The sequence below is a fragment of the Pseudomonas sp. Marseille-P9899 genome, assembly GCF_903166565.1.
In the GTDB taxonomy this organism is placed as follows: Bacteria; Pseudomonadota; Gammaproteobacteria; order Pseudomonadales; family Pseudomonadaceae; genus Aquipseudomonas; species Aquipseudomonas huaxiensis.
In genome coordinates this window covers 1,285,034-1,307,617 of the sequence record NZ_CAESCG010000001.1, presented here as the reverse complement: position 1 = coordinate 1,307,617, position 22,584 = coordinate 1,285,034, and the positions used below count along the sequence as shown (strand labels likewise).

Annotated in this window: 15 protein-coding genes and 2 pseudogenes; 10 read left to right on the top strand and 7 right to left on the bottom strand. The window is 61.4% G+C overall.

From position 1 onward, the window contains the following. Positions 1-27: 27 nt before the first annotated feature. Positions 28-711: a histidine phosphatase family protein gene (locus tag HWV67_RS05835; protein ID WP_175650331.1), complete on the bottom strand. Its 684-nt coding sequence runs from the start codon at positions 709-711 to the stop codon at positions 28-30. A gap of 252 nt (positions 712-963) precedes the next feature. On the opposite strand from HWV67_RS05835, the gene HWV67_RS05830 reads away from it, so the two are divergent. From HWV67_RS05830 to HWV67_RS05805, 6 genes are all read left to right on the top strand, one after another. Next, positions 964-1,998: an ABC transporter substrate-binding protein gene (locus HWV67_RS05830; RefSeq protein ID WP_175650330.1), complete on the top strand. Its 1,035-nt coding sequence runs from the start codon at positions 964-966 to the stop codon at positions 1,996-1,998. 211 nt (positions 1,999-2,209) lie between these two features. Next, complete coding sequence (locus HWV67_RS05825; protein WP_175650329.1) at positions 2,210-5,116, top strand: FAD-binding and (Fe-S)-binding domain-containing protein; 2,907 nt, start codon at positions 2,210-2,212, stop codon at positions 5,114-5,116. Between the two features lie 91 nt (positions 5,117-5,207). Further along, on the top strand, positions 5,208-6,761 hold the full coding sequence (locus tag HWV67_RS05820; RefSeq protein ID WP_175650328.1) for a PucR family transcriptional regulator: 1,554 nt from the start codon (positions 5,208-5,210) through the stop codon (positions 6,759-6,761). 197 nt (positions 6,762-6,958) lie between these two features. Next, positions 6,959-8,242 carry a 4-aminobutyrate--2-oxoglutarate transaminase gene (gene gabT, locus HWV67_RS05815; RefSeq protein ID WP_175650327.1) on the top strand — a complete coding sequence of 428 codons (1,284 nt, stop codon included), beginning with the start codon at positions 6,959-6,961 and terminating at the stop codon, positions 8,240-8,242. Between the two features lie 47 nt (positions 8,243-8,289). Beyond that, positions 8,290-9,738, top strand: a complete 1,449-nt coding sequence (locus HWV67_RS05810; protein ID WP_175650326.1) for an NAD-dependent succinate-semialdehyde dehydrogenase — start codon at positions 8,290-8,292, stop codon at positions 9,736-9,738. Between the two features lie 85 nt (positions 9,739-9,823). Then, positions 9,824-11,236, top strand: a complete 1,413-nt coding sequence (locus HWV67_RS05805; RefSeq protein ID WP_175650325.1) for an amino acid permease — start codon at positions 9,824-9,826, stop codon at positions 11,234-11,236. A 49-nt stretch (positions 11,237-11,285) separates the two neighbouring features. On the opposite strand, the gene HWV67_RS05800 is transcribed toward HWV67_RS05805, so the two are convergent. After that, positions 11,286-11,510, bottom strand: coding sequence for a FecR/PupR family sigma factor regulator (locus tag HWV67_RS05800; protein WP_175650324.1), 225 nt, complete (start codon positions 11,508-11,510; stop codon positions 11,286-11,288). Between the two features lie 206 nt (positions 11,511-11,716). Here HWV67_RS05800 and HWV67_RS05795 point away from each other — a divergent pair, with 206 nt between their 5' ends. After that, entirely contained in the window at positions 11,717-12,157 is a 441-nt protein-coding gene (locus HWV67_RS05795) for an SRPBCC family protein (protein WP_175650323.1), read from the top strand. On the opposite strand, the gene HWV67_RS05790 is transcribed toward HWV67_RS05795, so the two are convergent. After that, positions 12,130-13,689, bottom strand: coding sequence for a sensor domain-containing diguanylate cyclase (locus HWV67_RS05790; RefSeq protein WP_175650322.1), 1,560 nt, complete (start codon positions 13,687-13,689; stop codon positions 12,130-12,132). The genes HWV67_RS05795 and HWV67_RS05790 overlap by 28 nt on opposite strands. A gap of 150 nt (positions 13,690-13,839) precedes the next feature. After that, a complete protein-coding gene (locus HWV67_RS05785) occupies positions 13,840-14,289 on the bottom strand; it encodes a GNAT family N-acetyltransferase (RefSeq protein ID WP_175650321.1) in 450 nt (149 codons plus the stop codon). 177 nt (positions 14,290-14,466) lie between these two features. On the opposite strand from HWV67_RS05785, the gene HWV67_RS05780 reads away from it, so the two are divergent. The 3 genes from HWV67_RS05780 to HWV67_RS05770 all read left to right on the top strand — a co-directional run bounded on the left by HWV67_RS05780 (position 14,467) and on the right by HWV67_RS05770 (position 17,882). After that, positions 14,467-14,880 carry a bleomycin resistance protein gene (locus tag HWV67_RS05780; RefSeq protein WP_175650320.1) on the top strand — a complete coding sequence of 138 codons (414 nt, stop codon included), beginning with the start codon at positions 14,467-14,469 and terminating at the stop codon, positions 14,878-14,880. 287 nt (positions 14,881-15,167) lie between these two features. Beyond that, entirely contained in the window at positions 15,168-16,055 is an 888-nt protein-coding gene (locus tag HWV67_RS05775; protein ID WP_175650319.1) for a hypothetical protein, read from the top strand. A gap of 105 nt (positions 16,056-16,160) precedes the next feature. After that, positions 16,161-17,882 carry a hypothetical protein gene (locus HWV67_RS05770; RefSeq protein ID WP_175650318.1) on the top strand — a complete coding sequence of 574 codons (1,722 nt, stop codon included), beginning with the start codon at positions 16,161-16,163 and terminating at the stop codon, positions 17,880-17,882. Between the two features lie 166 nt (positions 17,883-18,048). Here the strand turns inward: HWV67_RS05770 and HWV67_RS32020 are convergent. The 3 genes and pseudogenes from HWV67_RS32020 to HWV67_RS05760 form a co-directional block, all read right to left on the bottom strand. After that, positions 18,049-18,564: pseudogene (locus HWV67_RS32020) on the bottom strand (methyl-accepting chemotaxis protein); the annotation flags it as partial. A 345-nt stretch (positions 18,565-18,909) separates the two neighbouring features. Next, a pseudogene (locus HWV67_RS32015) lies at positions 18,910-19,836 on the bottom strand (HAMP domain-containing protein); the annotation flags it as partial. A 343-nt stretch (positions 19,837-20,179) separates the two neighbouring features. Then, on the bottom strand, positions 20,180-22,579 hold the full coding sequence (locus HWV67_RS05760) for a TonB-dependent siderophore receptor (protein ID WP_175650316.1): 2,400 nt from the start codon (positions 22,577-22,579) through the stop codon (positions 20,180-20,182). Between the last annotated feature and the right edge of the window lie 5 nt (positions 22,580-22,584).

Genomic DNA, 22,584 nt, shown 5'->3' with positions numbered 1-22,584 from the left:
GCGCCATTGCGATGGCCCCCGCAGGTTCTACGGGGCGCTGCAGAAAGGATCGGCGGGTTGCGGCAGCCCATCCGCACTGATCGGGTACAGCACCCGCCAGCCATCAAGCCCGAACGCCATCAGATAGCTCTGGCAATTGCCAAACGGCGCCGCCACATCCTGCTGGCGAAACGCGCGCATCCGCGCCGGTGTTGCTGCCTCATCGCCGTAGAGAATCAGCCAGGCCACGGCACGAATGAACTGGCCGTGACTGACCAGCAGAATGTCCCCGGCCTCATGCCGCGCCAGCCGGTCCAGCAAAACTTGGGCACGGTCCAGCAACTGGCGGAAAGACTCCGCATCCTCACCATCCCGAAACGTCGCATCGCCTTGCGCCCAGTAACCATCGGCCTGAGGTTTGCGCTGCGCCTGAGTGCTGCCATTGAAGCGGCGCGGGCTGAGGTAGGTGAACTCCTCGACGGGCCAGGTTGCAGTTGGCACATCCGGGAGTCGCTGGATGATGGGCTGGGCGGTCATGCGTGCTCGGTCGAAGGGCGAGTAGACGATCAGTTGCGGCGCATGGTCGAGGGAAGCAGCGAGCGCGGCGGCCTGTTTGTGGCCGTTTTCGGTCAGCGGGATCGTGTCTGGATCCGTGGTGACGAGGCCGGCGTTGGCGGCGCTTTCGGCGTGGCGAATCAGGCGGACGTGTTTGCGGTCAAGGGTGGGGCTCATGTTTGTGGGGCTCTGATTGTCTTCTGGGCCTGTGCAGGGCTTCGCAAGAGGAACTTCATAGTTCAAGTATCAGGTTTCCTTCCATTGTTCATGGTTCTCACCGGTAGCGGTGCCCGCCGGGCGCATGATTATATTTCCCCAGGCGCCAATAAACGCGAAACCAACAAAACCTCCAAGGCTGCCTCACTGTTTTCCCCTATTTCTTGAACGCTGCCCCAACCAATAAACGTTTGATAAAAAACAGGTGCTGCTATGAATGGCAAAGTTCTGCTGGCTCTCGTTTGCGGTGGATTCCTCTCGGGCAATGGATTTGCTGCGGATTCGGTAACCGTTATTTCCTACGGTGGGGCGAGCAAGGAGGCTCAGGTCGGGGCCTTTTACAAGCCCTTCGAGCGTCACTCCGGCAAGAAGGTGGTGGCCGGCGAATGGAACGGTGAAATGGCCAAGCTCAAAGCCATGGTCAGCACCAACAGTACGTCCTGGGATGTGCTGGATGTCGAGGACACGGACCTGGCCCGTGGTTGTGAGGAAGGCTTGTTCGAGAAGCTGGACCATGACCGCCTCGGTATCAAGGACCCGCTGGTCGAGGGCACTCGCAGCGAATGCGGGCTAGGGATCTTCGTCTGGTCGAATGTGCTGGCGTACAACGCCGACAAACTCAAGGAAGCGCCACAGGGCTGGAGCGATTTCTGGGACCTCAAGAAGTTTCCGGGCAAGCGCAGCCTGCGCAAATCAGCGCGGGGCTCGCTCGAGTTCGCGCTGATGGCCGACGGTGTTCCGCCAGCCGAGGTGTACAAGCTGCTTGCCACGCCGGAAGGTGTCGACCGGGCCTTTGCCAAGCTGGACCAGATCAAGTCCAGCATCCAGTGGTGGGAAGCCGGCGCACAGCCGCCGCAATACCTGATGGCCGGTGATGTGGTGATGAGTTCGGCGTACAACGGTCGCATTCACGCGGCCAAGACCAGCGGCGCGAATTTGCAGGTGGTCTGGTCCGGCAATCTGTACCAGTTCGATGATTGGGCCATTCCCAAAGGCACGCCGAACCTGGATGCCGCCTACGACTTCATCGCCTTCTCCATGCGCCCCGAGCAGCAAAAGCTCTACACCGAGAAAATGGCCTACGGCCCGTCCAACACGGCGGCTGCGGCGTTGCTCAGCAAGGACCTGGAGGCAGACCTGCCGACCAATCCAGAGAACATGAAGAACGCCCTGCAAATGGATGTGAATTTCTGGCTGGATCATGGCGAGGCGCTGGAGGAACGCTTCATGGCCTGGTCCAGTCGCTGAAACCACGCACGTTTTCCCTTGGCCGAAAGGCCCGTCGATGGCGCCTTTCGGGGCGCCATCGGCGTTTTTGCCTGAACACTCGATACCTTCTTGAAGTAGGTAGTTAGCCAGGGTTCTTCGTTGCTGGCGGTCGTAGAGCGACGCCGGGCTGGCGCCCTAAAGTACCGGCCTATCGACGCGACCGTGCTGATGACCGAGAAGGCTTCGCCCCATGACCAAGAACAATTCCATCCCCCTTGACCTCAATATCCTGCTCAACCTGCGCCAGAAGCTGGAGGCGCAGACCACGGCGGAAATCCGCTTCGATGCCGCGACACGCGCGGTGTACGCCTCCGAAGCGTCCAACTACCGGCAATTGCCCATCGGCGTGGTGATTCCGCGAACCCTCGAAGACATCGTCACCACGGTCGCCCTTTGCAAGAGCGCGGGGCTGCCGTTGCTGCCCCGTGGCGCGGGCACCTCCATGTGCGGGCAAGCGGTGAACGCGGCCGTGGTGATCGATGCCTCGAAATACTTGCACGGGATAGCGTTCATCGACGCCGAACGGCGGCTGGCACGGGTGCAGCCGGGCGTTATCTGCGACCAGCTCAAGGATGAGGCGGCGAAAGTCGGGCTGACCTTCGGTCCCGATCCCGCAACCCATAGCCGTTGCACTCTGGGCGGCATGATTGGCAACAACTCCTGCGGCGCGCACTCGGTGATGGCGGGCAAGACCGTCGAGAATATCGAGCGACTGGAGGTGCTGACCTATGACGGCGAGCGCTTCTGGGTCGGTCCCACGGATGACGACACCTTCCGCGAGCATCTGCAGGCCGGCGGCCAACGTGCAACGATCGTCCAGGGGCTCAAGGACCTGGTGGATCACTACGAAGACGAAATTCGCCAAGGCTTCCCGAAACTCAAGCGCCGTGTCTCGGGCTACAACCTGGATCAGCTCCTGCCGGAAAACGGCTTCAATATCGCCCGGGCCCTGGTGGGCGTGGAGGGGACCTGTGTCACGGTCCTGCAGGCGGAAACCTTGCTGGTGAAGAACCCGACGCACCGTGTCCTGGTGGTGCTCGGTTACGCGGAAATCTACGAAGCCGCGGATTCGGTCCCGCAATTGCTGCCGCTGAACCCAATCGCAATGGAAGGGCTGGATGACGGCATCATCGGCGGCCTGAAAGAACGCGGCATGAAGCTCGCCGACATCGCCGAACTGCCCGCCGGCAACGCCTGGCTGATGATCGAGTTCGGCGCCTTGTCGAGTGAAGAGGCCACCGCGCTGGCCCGTCGGGCGGTGGACATCGCGCCGCTATTGCCCGGCCAGCCCAGCGCTCGCCTGGTGACGGACAAGGGCCTGATGAACCGGATCTGGACCATTCGCGAAACCGGAGCCTCCGCGACGTCCCTGGGGCTGGACCCCAACGCGCCGGATCCGGTGGTCGGCTGGGAAGACGCGGCCGTCGAGCCGGAGCACCTGGGCAAATACCTGCGGGAATTCAGGGCGCTGGTCGGGCAGTACGGTTACAAGACCAACCTGTACGGCCACTTCGGCGACGGCTGTATTCATTCGCGGATTACCTTCGACCTCAAATCCGCCAGCGGCGTGCAGGACTGGCGTGCCTTCCTTGGTGAAGCGGCACGGCTGGTGGTGCGTTACGGCGGCTCGCTGTCCGGCGAACATGGTGATGGTCAGGCCAAGGGTGAGTACCTGCACATCATGTACCCACCGGCGATCATGCAGGCCTTCGCCGAATTCAAGGCCCTGTGGGATCCGCTCAACCGGATGAATCCGGGCAAGCTCATTCATGCCATGCCGGTGGATGCCAACCTGCGGATGGGCCCTGACTACAGCCGTCGCGAGGTCGAAAGCCAGTTCACCTACGATGCGCGACTGGGGAACAAGGGGCTGGCCCGCGAGTCGGAGCGTTGCATTGGCATGGGCAAATGCCGCTCGCTGGACGGTGGCACCATGTGCCCGAGTTTCCGCGCGACCCGCGAAGAGAAATACTCCACTCGAGGCCGCGCCCGGTTGTTCTTCGAATTGCTCAAGGGCGAGGTGATCGAGGACGGCTGGCAGAGCGAAGAGGTCAAGGACTCCCTCGATCTGTGCCTGAGCTGCAAGGGCTGCAAGACAGACTGCCCGACCAATGTGAACATCGCCCGCTACAAGACCGAGTTCCTCAACCGTTACTACGCGGATAAACGCCGCCCGGTCATGGATGCAATGATCGGCCGCATCGGCGAATGGCTGCCCCATGCCACCAAATTGTCTCCGGTGCTGAACTACGCCATGGGCAATCCGCTGGTGCGCACGGCAGGTGCCTGGCTCGGGCTGGCAAGGGACGCGAAATTCCCGAAGATCGCGCCGCAAAGCTTCCGCTCCGGCGCGACGGCGCAGCGGATTCTAAAGAGCGACGGCAGCAGCCGTGGCACCGACGTACTGCTGTGGGTGGACAGCTTCAATAACGGTTTCACCCCCAGCGTGCTGGAAGCCGGCGTACAGGTACTGGAGCGGCTTGGCTTCAGCGTGAAGCTGATGAAGCGCCACGTTTGCTGCGGCCGCCCTTATTACGACGTGGGCATGATCGATCAGGCCAAGGCCAATCTCGCGCAGATTCTCGACCAGTTGGAACCGGTACTGCAGGAGAACATGCCGGTGCTCGTGCTTGAACCGAGCTGCCTGTCGGTGTTCCGGGACGAAATGCCGGGGCTGTTCCCGGACGATGTGCGGGCGAAGAAGCTGGAAAAGTCGATCATGACCCTCAGCGAGTTCATCCGCAGCCGCGCCCTGGAACTGCCGGTGCTCGACGAGGACGTGCGGATCCACGGGCACTGCCATCAGAAATCCTGCGGCGGAATGGGCGCCGAACAAGGGGTGCTGGAGAAGCTCGGCGGCAAGGGGCAGGTGATTCAGGCCGGCTGCTGCGGTGTCGCGGGCGCCTACGCCTATCATTCCAAAACGGCCCCGATTGCCAAGGTGATTGGCGAACAGGAGTTCAAGCCGCATCTCGACCGCATCCCCGAGGAAACCCCGGTGGTCGCCGACGGATTCAGTTGTCGGGGGCAGATTCGTAATGTCAGTGGCCGCGAAGCAATGCACTTGGCCGAATATCTGGCAAAGGTCCTCTCCTAGCGTTTCATGACAGGGCAGATGGCTGCTATGGTCGCTCCACGACAGGCCGCCTTCTGCTGCGCTTTCGATACACCTTCAGGAAAGCTGGACAATGAAGCTCGACGTCGCGATTGAACATACGGTGCTGCGCGAAGCCACGGTGGTTGCCGGGGCAGGGGCGATGGACCGGGAAATCACCTGGGTCCATATCGTCGACCACCCGGAAATCACCAACTGGCTCAAACCCGGTGAGTTGCTGCTGACCACCGGTTACAACTGGCCGGAGGCGGATGAAGACTCCCGCGACATGGTGCGCCGCCTCAGCGAGATCGGTCTGGCCGGCGTGGTGCTGGCGGTTCCGCACTTTCGCGAGCACTTCACCCAGGCTGCCATCGACGAGGCCAACCGGTGCAATTTGCCGTTGCTGGAACTGCCCTGGGAGATCCAGTTCAGCGAGATCATGCACGACGTGCTGGCCCGCATCATCAATATCCAGGCGGAAACCATCCGCCGCTCGGACCTGATCCACCGCACGCTGACCGAAGCTGCGCTGGAGATGAACAACCTCGAAGGTCTCGCCAGGGCGCTGCATGCTGCCCTGGACAAGACGGCCACGGTGGTTTCCATCGATGGCACGCTGCTTGGCAGTTCCGACCCGCAGGCCCGTGAGGAATACGAGCGTGAAGTGATTCGCGACCTTACCGCGCACAACAGTCTTGCCGAATTGTTCAAGGACAACGCCCCGGTGGTCTTGCCGGGCGGTTCACGGCTAGGAGGCGCGATCAAGCTGCGCGGGGAGATTGCCGCCGTGGTGTGGCTGGAGGGTGAAACCGATCAATTCGGCGAGCTCGACACCCGGGCCCTGGAGCATTCGGTGGTCATTGCCGCCTTGCACCTGGCTTACCAGCGCCAGTTGTCCGATCAGGAAACCCGCCTCGGTCATGCCTTTGTCGCCGGTCTGCTGGAAGGCAAGTTTTCCGCGACGCCCAGCGCTATCGAGCGCGCCCGGGCTTCTGGCTGGAGTGAGAGTCGCAGTTACAGGGTCTGTCTGGTGCTGGTCAACGAGCCCATTCCACTGTCCATCGAGGGTTTCAATCGCCGCGCGAAACTGGCTGACCGGATCGCCTCGGCGATGCAGACCTTCAGCGTGGCGCCGCTGATTTCGGTGTCCCTGACCCAGATCAGCTTCCTGCTACCCGCCGAAGTAGCCCCCGAGTCGGTCTGGAAAACCATTCGCACCGAGGGCAGCGCGCTGGCAGTGAGTCGGGTTCATCGCGGCGTGGATGGAATGGCGCTGGGTTCCGAGGATGTTGCGGCGCTGCTTCCGTTATTGCGGCCGGGGAAACTCCACGATTTCGATGAAGTGCTTTTCCCCCGGGCCCTGATGGGCGACGCCGATGCCCGGCGGTTGTTGCTGGAGCGGATGATTGTGCCGCTGGAACACCCCAAGCGTGGCAACTCGCTCACCGATACGGCGTTGCGCCTGGCGCGCGAGGGCTTTCAGCTACTCAATACCGCGAAGGCACTGGATATTCATATCAGCACCTTGCGCTATCGGGTCGAGCGCATTGAAAGCCTTCTCGGGATTTCCCTGGATAACCCGGAAGATCGCTTCAAGCTGCAAGTCGCGGCGCAGATGCACAGGTTGGTCTGCGAGGAATTCTGAACCGGTCCGCACTTGAGAAACGTCGCGCCCCAAAAGCCCGCCTGGTGATAACCGGCGGGCTTTTTCACGTTCCCCGTTCGGGTTTGTCGTTCCTGTTTTGGGTGTGAAACACCCGCCTCATCCTCCTGCGCCGAGTACGTATCTGCGTCAGGGCGGTCTGAATAGCATGTGCTCACTGACACACAAAGGTGAACGCCATGTCCTCTCAACAAAAACCGCCAGTCTCCGCCCGTGCACAGCATGTCTCCAACGGCATTGCTATTGCTCACCCGATTACCGTAAGCCGCGCTGCCGGCGCCTACCTCTGGGACGACCAGGGCAAGAAGTACCTGGACTTCGTCGGTGGCATCGGCGTGCTCAACGTCGGCCACAACCACCCGCGCGTTGTCGAAGCCGTGCGCAAGCAACTGGAGACGTTCTCGCATATCTGCTTCCAGGTGGCCGCCTATGACCAATACATCGAGTTGGCTGCCCAACTGAACAAGCTGGTGGGCGGTGAAGAACACTACAAGTCGGTGTTCCTGACCACGGGCGCCGAAGCGGTGGAAAACGCCATCAAGATCGCCCGGGCCCACACCAACCGTCCCGGCGTGATCGCCTTCCGCGGCGGCTTCCACGGGCGCACGCTGATGGGCATGACCCTGACGGGCATGAGCCAGCCGTACCGGCAGAATTTCGGCCCGCTGGCGCCGGACATCTATCACACCCCGTACCCGAACGAGTACCGCGGCGTAACCACCGAAAAAGCCCTGGCGGCCTTGCAGGAAGTATTCGATACCCAGATTGCGGCCGACCGCGTCGCCGCAATCATCATCGAGCCGGTGCAGGGCGATGGCGGCTTCCTCGCCGCGCCTGTCGAGTTCATGCAAGCCCTGCGCAAGAAGACCGAGGAGCTGGGCATCGTGCTGATCTGCGATGAAATCCAGACCGGCTTTGGTCGCACCGGCAAGCTGTTCGGCTTCCAGCACTCGGGTATCCAGCCTGACCTGATCACCGTCGCCAAGAGCCTGGCCGGCGGTCTGCCGATCTCCGGCGTGGTCGGCCGCGCCGAAATCATGGATGCACCGTTGCCAGGCGGTTTGGGCGGCACTTATGGCGGCAACCCACTCGGCTGCGCCGCGGCACTGGAAGTCATCAGCATCTTCGAATCGGAAAACCTGGTGGAACGCAGCCGCGCGATCGGCGAGCGGCTGATGACCGGCTTCAAGGCACTGGAAGGTCGCTTCAGCAGCATCGGTCAGGTGCGCGCAATCGGCGCGATGGCGGCGGTCGAGTTCGTCACCGATCGCGACAGCAAAGAGCCGAATGCCGCCCTGGCGCAGCGCGTTATCGATGCGGCGCGGGAGGAGGGCTTGCTGGTGATCAAGTGCGGCGTGTACCGCAACGTCGTGCGCTTCCTTTGCCCGCTGGTGATCTCCGAACAGGATGTCGCCGAGGCGCTGGTCATGTTCGAGCGCGCGCTGGTCGCCGTTAACGCCTGATTCCGCGCTCGATCTGTCCTTTTCAAGTTTTTGATGGAGTACCTTCAGTGACGACCACTGCAGATGATGTAAAGGCGTGGACGCTGGCCTCGCTCCCCGCCGGCAGCGCCAACAACCAGTCTTACCAGGTGATCAATCCGGCGACCCAACAGGCCTGTGCCAGCGTGCCGGATTGCAGCGCCGCCGATGCAAAAAAGCTGGCCGATGCTTCAGTCACAGCGTTTGACACCTGGAAGCACACCAGCGCGTTCCACCGCAGCCAGTTGCTGCGCAAGTGGTTCGACCGGATCGTTTCCGGCGCCAATGAAATTGCCCAGGCGATTTCCAGCGAAATGGGCAAGCCCATCAAGGAAGCCGTGGGGGAGGTGATGTACGCCGCCGGCTTCGCCGAGTGGTATGCCGAGGAAGCCAAGCGGCTGTACGGCGAGACCTTTGCCAGCCAGCACGAGAACAAGCGCCTGTATGCAACCCGCCAACCGGTCGGCCCGGTTTATGCGGTAACGCCGTGGAATTTCCCTGCCGCGATGATTACCCGCAAGGTCGCGCCGGCACTGGCAGCCGGTTGCACGGTGATCGTCAAGCCTGCAGAGCAATCGCCGCTTACCGCGCTGCTGCTGGAGCAGTACTGGCGCGAAGTGGGCGGCCCGGAAGGCACCTTTCAGGTCATCACCTCCAACAACCCGGCCGAGATTTCCGGGGTGTTCTTCCAGGACCGGCGCATCCGCAAGCTGACCTTCACCGGCAGTACCGAAGTCGGCGTGTTGCTGTATCGCCAGTCGGCGGAAACCATGAAGCGGGTATCGTTGGAACTGGGCGGGCATGCGCCATTCATCGTGTTCGCCGACGCCGATATCGAGCGCGCCGCAGAAGAAATCATGGCCTGCAAGTTCCGCAACGCAGGGCAAACCTGCGTGTGCACCAACCGCATCTATGTGCACCGGTCGATCAGCGCTCGTTTGATCGATGCGCTGGCGACCCGGATCTCGGCACTGCGGGTCGGTGATCCCGCCGATGAGGGCACCCAGATCGGTCCGCTGGTTGATGAGCAGGGGCTGAACAAGGTTCGCGAGCACGTCGAGGATGCGGTGGGTCGTGGCGCCCGTGTGGTGGTCGGCGGTCAGGCGCTGGGCGGCTTGTATTTCCAGCCAACCTTGCTGTGCGACGTGGCGCCAGGCATGCGCATTCTTGAAGAAGAGACCTTCGGGCCGGTGGCACCGATTCTCGAGTTCGACACCACCGATGAGGTGGTGGCCGCAGCGAACGATACGCCGTATGGCCTCGCGGCCTATCTGTGGACGCGGGATCTGGATACCGCCCACCGCGTTTCCGAGCGCCTGGACTACGGCATCGTCGGCATCAACGACGGCGCACCTTCGACCGCGCAAGCGCCGTTTGGCGGCGTGAAGATGAGTGGGTTGGGGCGTGAAGGCGGGGTCTGGGGGATTCAGGAATACCTGGACACCAAGTTCGTCTCCGTGGCCCTGGCACCTCGCTGATTCCGTGATGCCCGTGCGAGGCCAGCGCTTGCGAAGACGCCGGCCTCGCATGCCCTTAACTACAAAAACAAAAAGGTAAACGTAGATGGACGCGAGTGTAGCTGTCGCCAAGTCGCAGCATGAAAGCCATCTGAAGGCGGGACTGAAGTCCCGGCATCTGACCATGATGTCCATCGCCGGTGTGATCGGCGGCTCATTGTTCGTTGGCTCCGGAAGCGTGATTCACAGTGCAGGTCCGGCTGCCGTTCTGGCATTCCTCACGGGTGGCATTCTCATGATGTTGATCATGCGGATGCTCGGCGAAATGGCCACGGCCTCGCCGGACACCGGTTCTTTTTCCACGTACGCCGATCGGGCGATCGGTCGTTGGGCGGGTTTCACCATCGGTTGGCTGTACTGGGGCTACTGGGTCGCGCTCATGGCCTGGGAAGCCTATGTCGCCGGCAAGATTCTCAACGGCTGGTTTCCGTCAGTCAGTGTCAACGTCTTCGTCCTGGCGACCACGTTGCTGCTGATCAGCATCAACTTCTTCAACGTGAAGAACTACGGCGAGTTCGAGTTCTGGTTCGCGTTGATCAAGGTGGTCGCCATCGTGTGCTTCCTGCTGGTGGGTTGCCTGGCCGTGCTGAACATCTGGACGGTCGGCGAAGTCAGCGGCATCAGCAACCTCACCGCCCATGGCTTTATCCCCAACGGCTTCGAACCGGTGGTGGGGGCGATGCTCGGGGTGATGTTCGCGTTTCTCGGCGCGGAAATCGCCACGATTGCCGCGTCGGAATCGAACAATCCATCCCAGCAGATCATCAAGACCACCAAGTCGGTGGTGTGGCGTGTCGGCATGTTCTATGTCGGTTCGATTTTCCTGATCGTCTGCCTGGTGCCGTGGAACGACCCGATGCTCGGTCAATCCGGCTACGGCTCCTACCGTCGCACCCTGGAACTGCTGGGCGTACCGGGCGCCGAGTGGCTGATGAACTTCGTCGTGCTCACCTCGGTCAGCAGTTGCCTGATCTCCGCGCATTACACCGCTTCGCGGATGCTGTTCTCGCTGGCCAGCCGTGGCGATGCGCCGGCGTTCTTCAAGCTGACCAAAGCCGGCACTGGCGTGCCGATGTACGCGATCATCGGCTCGTGCCTGGTGGCGGTGGTGATGGCGCTGATCAACTTCAGTGACGAACTGCGCCCACGGGATGTACTGGACACCCTGATGAACATGACCGGCACCATCGCGCTGCTGGTCTACTTGGTCATCGCCTGTTCGCAACTGAAGATGCGCCGCAAGCTGGAAGCGAGCGGCAAGGACATTCCGCTGAAGATGTGGCTGTTCCCGTGGCTGACCTGGGCGGTGATCGTGTTTATCGTGACCTGCCTGAGTGCCATGTGCTTCATGCCTGACTACCAGGTGCTGGTAATTTCCACTGGCGGCGCAGGGCTGTGCCTGGCGTTGCTTGGCATGCTGCATCAGGCGCGCTGTTCCAAGCGCGCCCGTCACCGCTGATCAGACCGCGGCCGGCCCAGTGAGGGCCGGCCGCGGTGCATTTCACCGCTCAATCCTGTTTTGCCGGGAGTGGTTGCTTGGGCAGGCTATTGCTCAATTCCCAGGTTTCAAGCACCCGGGCGTACTCGAAGGCATGCCGCGGATCGGCCTGGATCCACTGCGCAAAGGTTTCGCGTTCGGCGCTGGTGCACGCGCCTTCCTGCAGGCGCAGGCACCAGTCGGCGGCCTGGTTGAGAATCTCGTCGCACAGCGGATAGGGGAAGTAGGGTTTCATCGGGCGGCTTCCTGTCGTGACCGGGAGCGCCACCCTAAGCGGACGAACGGCAAAAAAACGTCAAAAAAACATGATCGGATCGCGAGCCTGACGTTATCCCAAAGTAGCGGTTCGCACCTGGCGTTTGCGCCATTGGGAGAATGGGGGCAGGGCGCCGGGCCTGTAACACTGGCGCTGGCCAAACAACCCAAAAGGAGCGAACGACCATGGCAACGAGTTTCCTGCACGCACAACGTCAGATCACCCTGAATGCCACACCGGACGAGGTCTGGCAGCGCATCGGCGACTTCAACGGCCTGCACCTCTGGCACCCGGCGGTCAGCGCTAGCCAGTTGCTCGCCGGCAGCAACAACCAGGCGGGCGCCGAACGGCTGCTGACCCTCGGCAACGGCGCGACCATTCACGAGCGGCTGCTGGAACACTCGGACAGCCAGCGGCTGTATCGCTACGGCATCATCGAATCACCGTTGCCGGCGCGGGATTACCAATCGCTGCTGCGCGTCGAGCCGGCAGCCGATGGAAAGACTCTGGTGACCTGGCAAGCGGAGTTCGTGGCGGACGGCGCGTCTGATGATGAGGCCTTGGCGGTTGTTGAAGGCATCTACGCTGACGGCCTCGATCAGTTGCGGCAGTTGTTTGCTTCCTGATTCAGCGTTGTTGTCGCGCTGATCAGGGGAGGGCAGGCAACCACCAGACGGTTGCGCCCACCTTCCTTGGCCGCATACAGCGCCCGGTCGGCGGCATCGATCAGGGCCTGCTGCGGTTCCAGGGCGGGCCCCGACGCGCAGGCCAGGCCGATGCTCACGGTAACGTGACCAAAGGGGCTTTCGGCATGAAGGATATCCAGTCGGTTCAGCGCCTCCAGTACAAGCTTCGCGACCACTGTCGCGCCTTCGACATCGGTGTTGGGCAGGATGATCGCCATTTCCTCGCCACCGTAGCGCGCCACCAGATCCGGCGGCCGGCGGATGCAACCGGCCAGGGCGCTGGCCACCTCGCGCAGACAGGCATCGCCGGCCGGATGGCCGTAGCGGTCGTTGTAGCGCTTGAAGAAATCGATATCGAGCATGAGCAGCGTCAGGGGCGTTGCATCCCGTTGCGCGCGGCGGATTTCCATGGCCAGGGTCTGGTCGAAACAGCGTCGGTTGGCCAGTCCGGTCAGGGCGTCGTCCATGGCCAGGCGTTCGAGCTGCTTGTTGCTGTCGAGCAACTGCTGTTGCGCCACCCGCAAATCGCCTTCCACCGTGATCCGCCGGCGGATATCACGGATCAGTAACCAGCCGATAACGCCGATGACCGCCAGCAGCCCGGATACCACCAGCAGCGACAGCATCGCCTCGAGGCGCCAGGCGGCCAACGCTTCGTGCTTGCCGAGGGCGACCGTGGTCACCAGCGGCAGGCGGTCGCTCTTGCGAAACGCATAAAGCCGCTCGACGCCGTCCAGGCTGGACGTGAATGAAGCGGTGCCCACCGTCTTGTCGACCAGGTACTTGGCGTAGATCGGCGAGTTGGAAAAGTTGCGGCCCATATCCTGTTCGCGGAACGGGTAACGTACCAACAGCGTGCCGTCGGTGTTGGTCAGGCCGATCGCGCCGTCCTGGCCAAGATCGAGGGTGCCGAACAAGCGCAGGAAGTTCTCGATACCCAGGGTGACCGCCACGACGCCGGCGAAACTGCCGTCCGCATAATTGAAGCGGCGGCTGATGGTGATCACCCACTCCTGGTTGGCGCGGCTGCGGATCGGCGGGCCAATGAAGGGCTCGCGGGACGGGTCGTCGCGGTGATGGATGAAATAGGCGCGGTCGCTGCTGTTGGCGCCGGCGGGAGTCGGTCGGTTGGACGCCATCAGCCAGCGACCTTGTCGGTCATACACGGTGATGCCGCTCAACTGCGGCATCAAGGGTTGCTGGCGGGCGACCAACTGACTCAACCGGGCGATCTGCGCAGGACCGCTGCCTTCGGTTTCCAGGCGTTCGACCAGGCCGAGCAACAGCAGCGAGCTTTGCCGCACAATCCCTTCGGAATAGGTCACCAGCGCCTGGGTCAGGTTCAAACCGTGGACATCGATTTCGGCTAGCGCTCGTTCGCGGGAGGCCATGACCTTCCACAGCGTCAACGAAGCCAGCGAACAACCGATAAGCAAAAGCAGAAGGACAACGAGCTGGATGTCACGCTTCACGTCAGTACCTGATGGAGAGTCCGGATTCCGGTGCTGACAGTCGTGGCGACCGCAGCGAAAGGCACATTCCTGGCCTGGGGCAAGAATACAGGCTGTTCCGATGGAGCAGTAGAGGCGAAGAGGAGGGCACGACGCTCTGGAACGGGGCCTTCAGGTGCCGAGGTACTTGTGATAGGTCAAGAACATGCCTTCCCTCTGATAGCCGAGAGACTCATAAAGCGCCTGCGCGGCCTTGTTCGAGGTGGCGGTGTCCAGACTGATACGATCGGCGCCTTCGGCGGTAAGCAGGGTGGTGAGGTGGTTCATCAATTGGCGGGCATGCCCGGACTTTCTTGCCTGCGGAGCGACGAACAGGTCGTAGAGCCAGTAGAAGCGCTTCATCGCCAGGGAGCAGAGCGCCGGGTAAAGCTGGGCGAAGGCGACAGTCTGGCCGTCGTCATCGAGGAGCAGGAAGATTCGCGAGCGATTGTTCTCAAGGTTGGCCCGGAGGAAATCGCGAGAGGTCTCCAGGTCATCCGGCAGTTCGTAGAAGATCCGGTATTGATTGAACAGGGTGGCAACGTCGTTCAATTGCTCGAGCGTACATTCGATGATTTGCATGGGCGGTTCCTTCTCAGATGTTCAGAGTCTTGCTGAATATAACTAAACTAAATAGACATTTAGCGTAGTTATTATTTAATTGAATAATATAAGGCCAGGGCAGGCCATTTATCTTTCTCAGTGAACCCTCATGACCACCCGTTGACCACGCAGATTTGCTTGAACTGTGCGTTGAAAATGAATCCGTTGATTCCTGAGCTTATCGTCTCTGACCTGCAACGCAGCCTGGATTTCTACTGCCAGGTACTGGGATTCAAAATCGAGTACCAGAGGCCAGAAGACAAGTTCGCGTTTCTTTCTTACCACGGCAGCCAGTTGATGTTGGAGGAAGATTATGAGGACGAATCTCCTTGGCGCGTTGGCCCTTTGGAGCGTCCGTTTGGCCGAGGGATGAATCTGTCTATTGAATGTCCGGACTGCGAGGTTCTGTCGCTGGCGATTGAAAGCGCAGGCCTACAGTTGCGTAAACCCATTGAAGAGCGCTGGTATCGCGACAATGACCTGATGCGCGGGCAACTCAATTTCCTGGTGCTTGATCCTGATGGTTATCTGTTGCGGTTCAACCAGAGTCTTGGATCGAAGGCTGTGTGAGGGTCATGAGGGTTTTCAACGGCCGGTGCGTGGCTTGCAATCGGCTTCACACTGGCCCAAAAAGCGTAACAAGTTGTTACGCATAATGTATATTATGTTAAATGATATGTCATGCTCAGTGATCATTCCCCTGAATGGCAGCCCTGCAGAATTACCAAATTTCAGTGATATCTTATTGCCACCAACTCTTGTCCAATCGTCCTATCAATGGCGCGCTGGGCTTCTTTGCATAACAGTCGGCCCAGGCGCTCCCATTCGCTGATCGCGACAATGGAAGGACTGACTTCATGCAACTGGACAGAGGAATCAGCGCACCCGGCATTCAAAAAGTCATGCGCCCCGCCAGGGCACTCATTGGCTGGATGAACGAATCCTCGGCCATACGCATGCTTTCCCATGCCCCCGGCGCGCTCTCGGAGGCCGACCGTCTCGGCCTGATCCACGCAGCCCAGGCCCGTGTGGCCGAACGTGAAATCGGCGTGGACCAGAGCGACGCGATCATCGAACCGCCCGCTGAACTGGACGACTACATCAAGGCCCTGCGCCAACATGCGGTCATGGAGCAGTTCACCAAAGAAGGATGGCGGGTCTGCCTGGCCAACTTGCGCAAGCTGTGCAGCATTCAACCCGCGGTGTTTCTCGATCATGCCGCCGAACGTACCCGCACCGCCCGGCCGGACGACCTCAACGCACTGGCGCGGATCACCCTGCCAATGGAGCAGTCATCGAGCGAGTTCTCCACTGCGTTCGATGACACCCACCAGCGCTTCATCCTGACCTCGCGCAACCCGAATTTCCGGATCGTCGGATCGTTCAACAATGCCATGGCCGCCAAGGGCCAGATCGGGATTGCCGTGGGCTTCGTGAATGTCACCACACTCTCCCTGCTGCAGGTGATCAAGCACCGCGGTCGCTACATGCTGCGCGACGGCAACCATCGTGCACTCGGCCTGCTGGCCAACGGCATCGACAGCGTGCCGGTGCTGTATCGCGAGTATGGCGAGTTCGACAACCTGGAGCTGGCTTCCGGGCTGTTCCTGCCCAAGACCTTTCTAGGCGAGCGTCCCCCCCTGCTGGTGGACTATCTGGACGACGCCGTCGCCACCGAGGTTTCCCTGCCGGCCTCCCACAAGGTGGTGATCGTGCAGGCAATAGAAACGAGCGTCGTGGGCTAAGTTCCATGCGCTCGCCATCCGCCCTGAAGGACCCAGGTAAGGCCCAACCCAGGCACTTGCCGACCCGAAGCACGGGCATCCGCACGTCGAGAAAGGAGTTAAGTCGTGAGTAAAACCAGCAATCCCCTGCAGTCGGTCACCCTGGCCTTGTCCAACAAGGGCATCAACAATCTGTTCAAGACCCTGACCCCCGCCCTGATCGGTAATGGCTTTACCGCCTCCAGTACCTCGGTGCTCTCCAGTCCGGTCAACATTCCCAGCACCGATCAACGCATCGATGTCAACCAGATCACGCTGTCAGGCGGCAGCATCAACAACATCCGCGTAGCCTCGACGCCAAGCATCAGCTACAACATGGTCCGCACCCAACCAACTGCCGCCCCCACCCTGATGCCTTGCGTCTCGCTCGGAGGCGCTCTGCATGTGCACTACGACAGTTGGTACGAACAAGGCAGCACCTTCACCGAGGGTGCCACGCTGCCGAGCTCATACTCGCTGGAGTGCGGGGCTTTCGATTTCGATATCAGTAATATCGATCTTGCCTTCAACTTCCTCATTTCGGGCGGGACGTCAGCCTCGCCGCTGGAGTGGAAAGTTACCGTGTACAACCCCCAGCAGAGCAATGTCAGCGTAGCCAACGTGGCGGTTCCATCGAACTCCGAAATCCACGGCGGCGACATCCACTCGTGCATAGCCGGAAGGGTCGACAGCATCGTCGACTCGAAGGTCGCCGACGTCAATTTCGCGGGAAAGGTGGCCGACACCCTCACTGGCGTACTGGCCAACATTCCCGACAGCGGCCATCTCACCTCCAGCATCGTGTATCAGTTCGCTCCTTCCTGCAGCCCGAGCTACCCCGCCCAAGATGGTATCGTGCTGGGCATCACCGGTGCCGTGCAGTTCAATGGTTCAAGCTATTGCGCCAGCCCCGTCTCCATCCCTCTGCCGGCCATCCAGCCGGATCTGGACGTCAGCCTCAACGTAGCGGCCTACGAGCTCAATGCCCTGCTCTGGGCCGCCTACCTGAACGGCGACTTCGCCCTCAACCTGACGCCGCAAAGCGACAGCGACAGCCAAACACTCAACAGCGCTTACTACGACGTGATCTGGCCGGCGCTGTACAACTTTGGCCAGAGCAAGAGCGACGGCGGCCTTCCCCTGCAGGTCATCATCGAGGTCGCTGAAGCACCGACACTGACCATCGGCGTAGCCTTCCAGCTAAGCAAGGAGGTCTGCGCGAAGCTGCAGCCCCAGGTCGATACGTCCACCTACGATAACCTGAACCGTATGGTCGGCATCATCTACTACTCCTCGAGCGCCTTCAGCGAGGCCTTGTCCGTGTACCTGACCCCGGCCCAGGTCAGCCAATACGGCACTGTCATCGTCAATGCCGTTGTCGACGCGGCTGGCCCGCCGGTGCTCAGCGCGCCGCTCAAGGTCAACGCGGCGTTCAACTACATGTTCCAGGGCAGTTGGAATCCGCTGCTGTCGTTCTCGCTCAACCGCAGCAACGTACTCTCCAACCTGTCGCTGAGCAATCCAAGCGGCAACGCCGATCTGCTGGGCTTTGAGTTCAGCCAGCAGAACGCTGACAGCATCACCGATGTCAACGTCCTCGAGCCCGCGCTCGATGGCGCGGCCACGCTGATCCTGGACCTGGTCTGGGCGCTGTTTTCTGCCAACCTGGACATCGCCATCAGAGCGGTTGGCGCTCGCGGCCTGCCACTGCCGACCTTCGACGGCATTTGCCTCGGCAGCCCCAGCATCAGCCTCTGTGTCGATAGTGGCGGCTATATCTCCTTGAGCGCGAATATCCAGAACAGCTAGAAGGAATACGCCAACTTCGCCCACAGGCGTGGTTGGCGTTCACTGACCACCAACGTACGCACCCTCCTCCAGTTCGTCTCTGACAACGCTTTGATCAAAGAACCTGCGGCGTCACTTGCGACGCCGCAGCAACTGGTCTGGCTGTGCTTTCACCCGGCCAGAACTACTAATATTTGAACCGACCCACCAAGCCCTTGAGCTGACCAGAAATCTCTATCAATCGACCCGACCCCGTCTGCGAGGACTGGGCAAAGCCTTCCACCAGTTGCGCATCGGCATGGATCTGCGCGATGTGCCGATTGATCTCTTCGGCCACCTGATGCTGCTCTTCGGCAGCTGTGGCGATCTGGGTATTCTGGTCGCGGATCGAGTCCACCGAGCCACGGATCTTGTCGAAGCTGTCACGTGCCTGCTGGATGCGTTCCACACTGGCGTGGGACACCTGCAGGCTGCCCTGCATCTGCTGCGTGACTTCCTGGGTGCGGCGGGCGAGATTGCCCAGCAAGCTGTCGATTTCGCCGGTGGAGTCGGCTGTCCGACGAGCCAGAGCGCGGACTTCGTCGGCGACCACGGCGAAGCCGCGGCCTTGATCACCGGCACGCGCCGCTTCAATCGCCGCGTTGAGCGCGAGCAGGTTGGTTTGCTCGGCAATCGAGCGGATGGTGTCGAGAATAGTGTTGATGTTCTGGCTGTCCTGCTCCAGCAACTGCATGGTCTGAGTCGACTTTTGCAGGTCTTCGCTGAGCTTGAGCACGCTGCCGGTGGCTTCGCCGATGTGCTGCTGACCGTCATTTACGTCGCGGTAGCCTTCATCGGCACTCGACGCGGCGGCACTGCATGAACGCGCAACTTCGTTGGCGGTAGCGACCATTTCGTTGAACGCGGTGCTCACCAGCTCCACGGCTTCACGCTGGCGACCTGCGGCCTGGTTCATGTTGTTGGCCACTTCGCGGGTATCGACGGCGGCGGTCTGCAGGTCCGATGAGGCGTTGCCGATGCGCTGCACCAGTTGTGCAATCATGCCCAGGAACTGGTTGAACCAGCCTGCCAGGCTGGCGGTTTCGTCCTTGCCCTGCACCTTTAGTTGGCGCGTCAGGTCGCCCTCCCCCTCGGCCATTTCTTGCAGGCCGTCGGCCACGCCGCGAATCGGGCGCACGATGACACTGGCAAAGCTTGCGCCTACAACCGCGAACACCAACGCCAATGCCGCTGCTATGGCCGCAATCAACCAGGTCAGGCGGGTGGCTTGGGCCATCACTTCCTCACGCTGGATCAGGCCGATAAAGCGCCAGCCCAGATCTTTGGAACTGACCACGTTGGCCATGTAGGGCACGCCATCAATCTCGATCTGTGTCACTCCGTCGCCTTGCTTGGCAAGTTCGGCGTAGTTGGGGCCCAGGTCGGCCAGGGGTTTGAAGTTGTGCTTGGCGTCGCTGGGGTCTACCAGTACGTTGCCGTTGGCTTCCACCAGCATCAGGTAGCCGCTGTCGCCCAGCTTGATGTTGCGCACCAGTTCGGTGAGCTGTTTGAGCGACACGTCCAGGCCCACCACGCCGAGGATATTTCCTGCAGCGTCGGCAACAGTGTGCACCGTGCCGATCAACGTCACATCGTCCGGCGCCCAATAGTAGGCACCGGTGCGCACGGTGGTGCCTGGCGCGGCGATGGCCGCTTTATACCAGGGACGTACCCGTGGGTCGTAGTTGCTCAGCTTGGTGTCGTCCGGCCAACTGGCGTAGCCGCCGTCTTTCAGCCCCAGGGACAGGTAAGCGGTACTCGGATGGCTTTTGGCGAACTGCTCGAATATCGCCAGCAGCTCTTTGTTGGTCTGGGTGAGGGGAATTTGCGCTGCTTCGGCGCCAGCGTAGCTCTTGAGGTCTTTGGCGGCGACAACGCGCGGGTCCTTCGCTACGTAGTCGACGTTTTGGCTGATACCGTCGAAAAATTGCTTCATGCCATTGTCGATCTGGCGGATCTCGCGGCCGCTGCTGTCGAGGAAATTGACCAGGGCCCCCTCTCGCAGATTCAGCACCACCAAAACGGCGACCAGGATGACCGGGACGCACGCGATAGCCGCGAACGCCCAGGTCAGCTTCTGCTTGATATTCATGACTTCACCTGCGGGTATTTATAGTTTTGGCAAGGAAAACGCAATACTGAACGTCGCATGTGTTGTTATGAGGAGAAAGCGCCCATGCGTACCCTGATTTATCGACCGCGATGGTGCGCACTTTAGAACGATGCGGGGTGCCTTTGCGTGGAGGCCAGGTAACAGCCACGGACGACCGGCAACACCGCTACCAGTTGTAACTGACCGCCCCGACCACACTGCGCTCATCGCCATAGCGGCACGAGTTTGCGCAATACACATAGCGCTCGTTGGCCAGGTTCTGGGCGCGAGCACTCACTTGCCATTGGTCATTCACCCGGTAGGTGACGCGTGCATCGAACAGGGTATAGGCCGGAATCTTGCGGTCGCTCACGCTCGGCACGGTGTGGGTAGTGCCGTTGTATCGGGCACCGGCGCCAACCGTGACGTCGGGCAATCCCAACAAGCCCAACCCGTAATCCAGCCACAACGCGGCACTGTGATATGGCGTGCCTTCGATGCGCGACCCTTCGAGCGTCTTGTCGTTGTCGGACAGGATGTGCGCATCGGTGTACGCGTAGGTGGCGTTCATCGCCAGGTTGGTCGTCAGTTGTGCCTTGGCCTCAAGTTCGACGCCCGTGCTGCGTTCCTTGCCGGTCTGCTCGTCGAAGTCGGAGCCGGCGATCGAGGTCAACACATTACGCTGGGTCAACTGGTACACCGCGGCGCTGATCAGCAGCTCGCGATCGGCAGGCTGGTAGCGCACACCAATCTCATACTGTTCGCCTTCGGTAGGCTCGAAGGTGTCGCCATTGCTGTCGGTGCCTGCAGACGGCAGAAACGACTGGCTGTAGCTGACATACGGCGCCCAGTCGTTCTCGGTGAGGTACACCAGCCCCACCCGGCCGGTGGTCTTACGGTCGGTGACGGTGCTGCGCGAGCCGTCGCGGTAGTTGCGGGTGTTGTTTTCGGCCCAGTCCTGGCGCATTCCCAGCACCACCACCCAACGCTCGTCGAACGTGGCCTGCTCTTGCAGGTAGATCCCCATCTGCGTGCTGTGCAGGTCCGACCCGCTGTCGACGGCGGTATTCACCTTCGGCAAGTTGCCATGGACCGGATTGGCCAGGTCCAGGGTCGGCGCGCTGCCACTGTGCCGATGGCTGTCGTAGGTCTTGCGGTAGTAGTCGATGCCGCCAAGCAGGGTGTGGCGCCAGTTGCCATGCGCGAGGTCGAGGGTCAGGTTGCTGTCGCTGGTCCAGCCGGTGGAAATGTCCTCGCGGGCATTGTAGCTGCGGGTCAGGTTGTTCAGGTTCGGCCCGGTAACGCGACTGCTGTTGAGGGTGATGTAGTCGTAGTCGCTGCGCGACTCGAAGTAACGGAGAGCATGGCGCACTTGCAACTGATCGCTCAGACGGCTTTCCAGCAGGTAACCGAAGGTCTCCAGGGTGCCGTCGTAATCGTCGAAGTCCGGTTCGCCGGCGAACAGGTCATACGGCACCTTGTAGCCTGGCGTCTTGCTGAAAGTGGTCAGGTCGTAGCGGATCGGTGGAGTCAGCGTGGTCTGGGTGCGCTGGTGGCTGGCCAGCAGCGTCAGGCGAGTGTCGTCGTCCATTTGCCAGGTCAGGGCCGGCGCGATGTATTGCTTGTCGTCATCGATCTCGTCGTATTGCGTGCCACTGTCGCGAACCAGGGCGGTCAGGCGGTAGCTGAAGCGCCCCTCGTCATCCAACGCGCCACTGTGGTCGGTAGAAATCTGCCGGCGCTGATGATTTCCGTATTCCAGGTTGAGCTCGTGCAACGGGGCCAGGGTCGGTCGCTTGCTGGTGGTGTTGATCAAGCCACCCGGTGCCAGTTGTCCATAAAGCACCGAGGACGCGCCCTTGAGCACCTCGACACGCTCCAGGCCATAGGGCTCCTGCCCTCCTTCGAACTGAGTGCTCTGCATCTTCATGCCATCACGCAGCACGCTTCCGGTGCGTGGGCCGATGTCGAAACCGCGCAATCGGTAGTCATCGGCCACCCGGCTGTAGCCGTTGGGCTGCGTGACCACGCCGGCGGTGTAACCCAGCACGTCTGCCAGGCTGTCGTGCTGGCGCGACACCATCTCCTCGCGGGTGATGACCGACACTGACTGGGGTATCTCCAACAGCGGCGTATCGGTCTTGCTCATCGTCGCGCTGCGCCGGGCGACCTTGCTGTACGCCGGCCCCCAGGCATCCTGCTCGAACGCCAGTCCGGATACGCTGGTGTCGGAGAGGTGCAACACATCGTCCGCACGCGGCCCGATACTCAGGGCTCCGCCGGGTGTGACGGCCAGTTGCAGCGAGGTGCCTTGCAGCGCCTGATTCAACGCCTGCTCGGTGCTGAACCGGCCACGCAGCGCAGGCGCCGTCAGGCCACGGGTCAGCGACGCGTCATAGGAAATGCCGCGCCCGCTTTGCCGGGCGATGGCGGTCAGGGTGGCATCCAGCGCGCCGGCCGGCAGGTCGAAACCATGCACCTGCTGCTGAGCGTCGGGTTCGATCGCCGCAACGACAGGCGCGTGCAGTGCGCTCAAGGTCAGGGCAAGGGCCAGTGGTGTCAGGCTGAAACGGTATGTCCGGTACATGGGCA

Coding starts and splice junctions, on each gene's coding strand:
- HWV67_RS05835 (WP_175650331.1), bottom strand. CDS start 711: ATGAGCCCCACCCTTGACCGCAAACACGTCCGCCTGATTCGCCACGCC.
- HWV67_RS05830 (WP_175650330.1), top strand. CDS start 964: ATGAATGGCAAAGTTCTGCTGGCTCTCGTTTGCGGTGGATTCCTCTCG.
- HWV67_RS05825 (WP_175650329.1), top strand. CDS start 2,210: ATGACCAAGAACAATTCCATCCCCCTTGACCTCAATATCCTGCTCAAC.
- HWV67_RS05820 (WP_175650328.1), top strand. CDS start 5,208: ATGAAGCTCGACGTCGCGATTGAACATACGGTGCTGCGCGAAGCCACG.
- gabT (WP_175650327.1), top strand. CDS start 6,959: ATGTCCTCTCAACAAAAACCGCCAGTCTCCGCCCGTGCACAGCATGTC.
- HWV67_RS05805 (WP_175650325.1), top strand. CDS start 9,824: ATGGACGCGAGTGTAGCTGTCGCCAAGTCGCAGCATGAAAGCCATCTG.
- HWV67_RS05800 (WP_175650324.1), bottom strand. CDS start 11,510: ATGAAACCCTACTTCCCCTATCCGCTGTGCGACGAGATTCTCAACCAG.
- HWV67_RS05795 (WP_175650323.1), top strand. CDS start 11,717: ATGGCAACGAGTTTCCTGCACGCACAACGTCAGATCACCCTGAATGCC.
- HWV67_RS05785 (WP_175650321.1), bottom strand. CDS start 14,289: ATGCAAATCATCGAATGTACGCTCGAGCAATTGAACGACGTTGCCACC.
- HWV67_RS05780 (WP_175650320.1), top strand. CDS start 14,467: ATGAATCCGTTGATTCCTGAGCTTATCGTCTCTGACCTGCAACGCAGC.
- HWV67_RS05775 (WP_175650319.1), top strand. CDS start 15,168: ATGCAACTGGACAGAGGAATCAGCGCACCCGGCATTCAAAAAGTCATG.
- HWV67_RS05760 (WP_175650316.1), bottom strand. CDS start 22,579: ATGTACCGGACATACCGTTTCAGCCTGACACCACTGGCCCTTGCCCTG.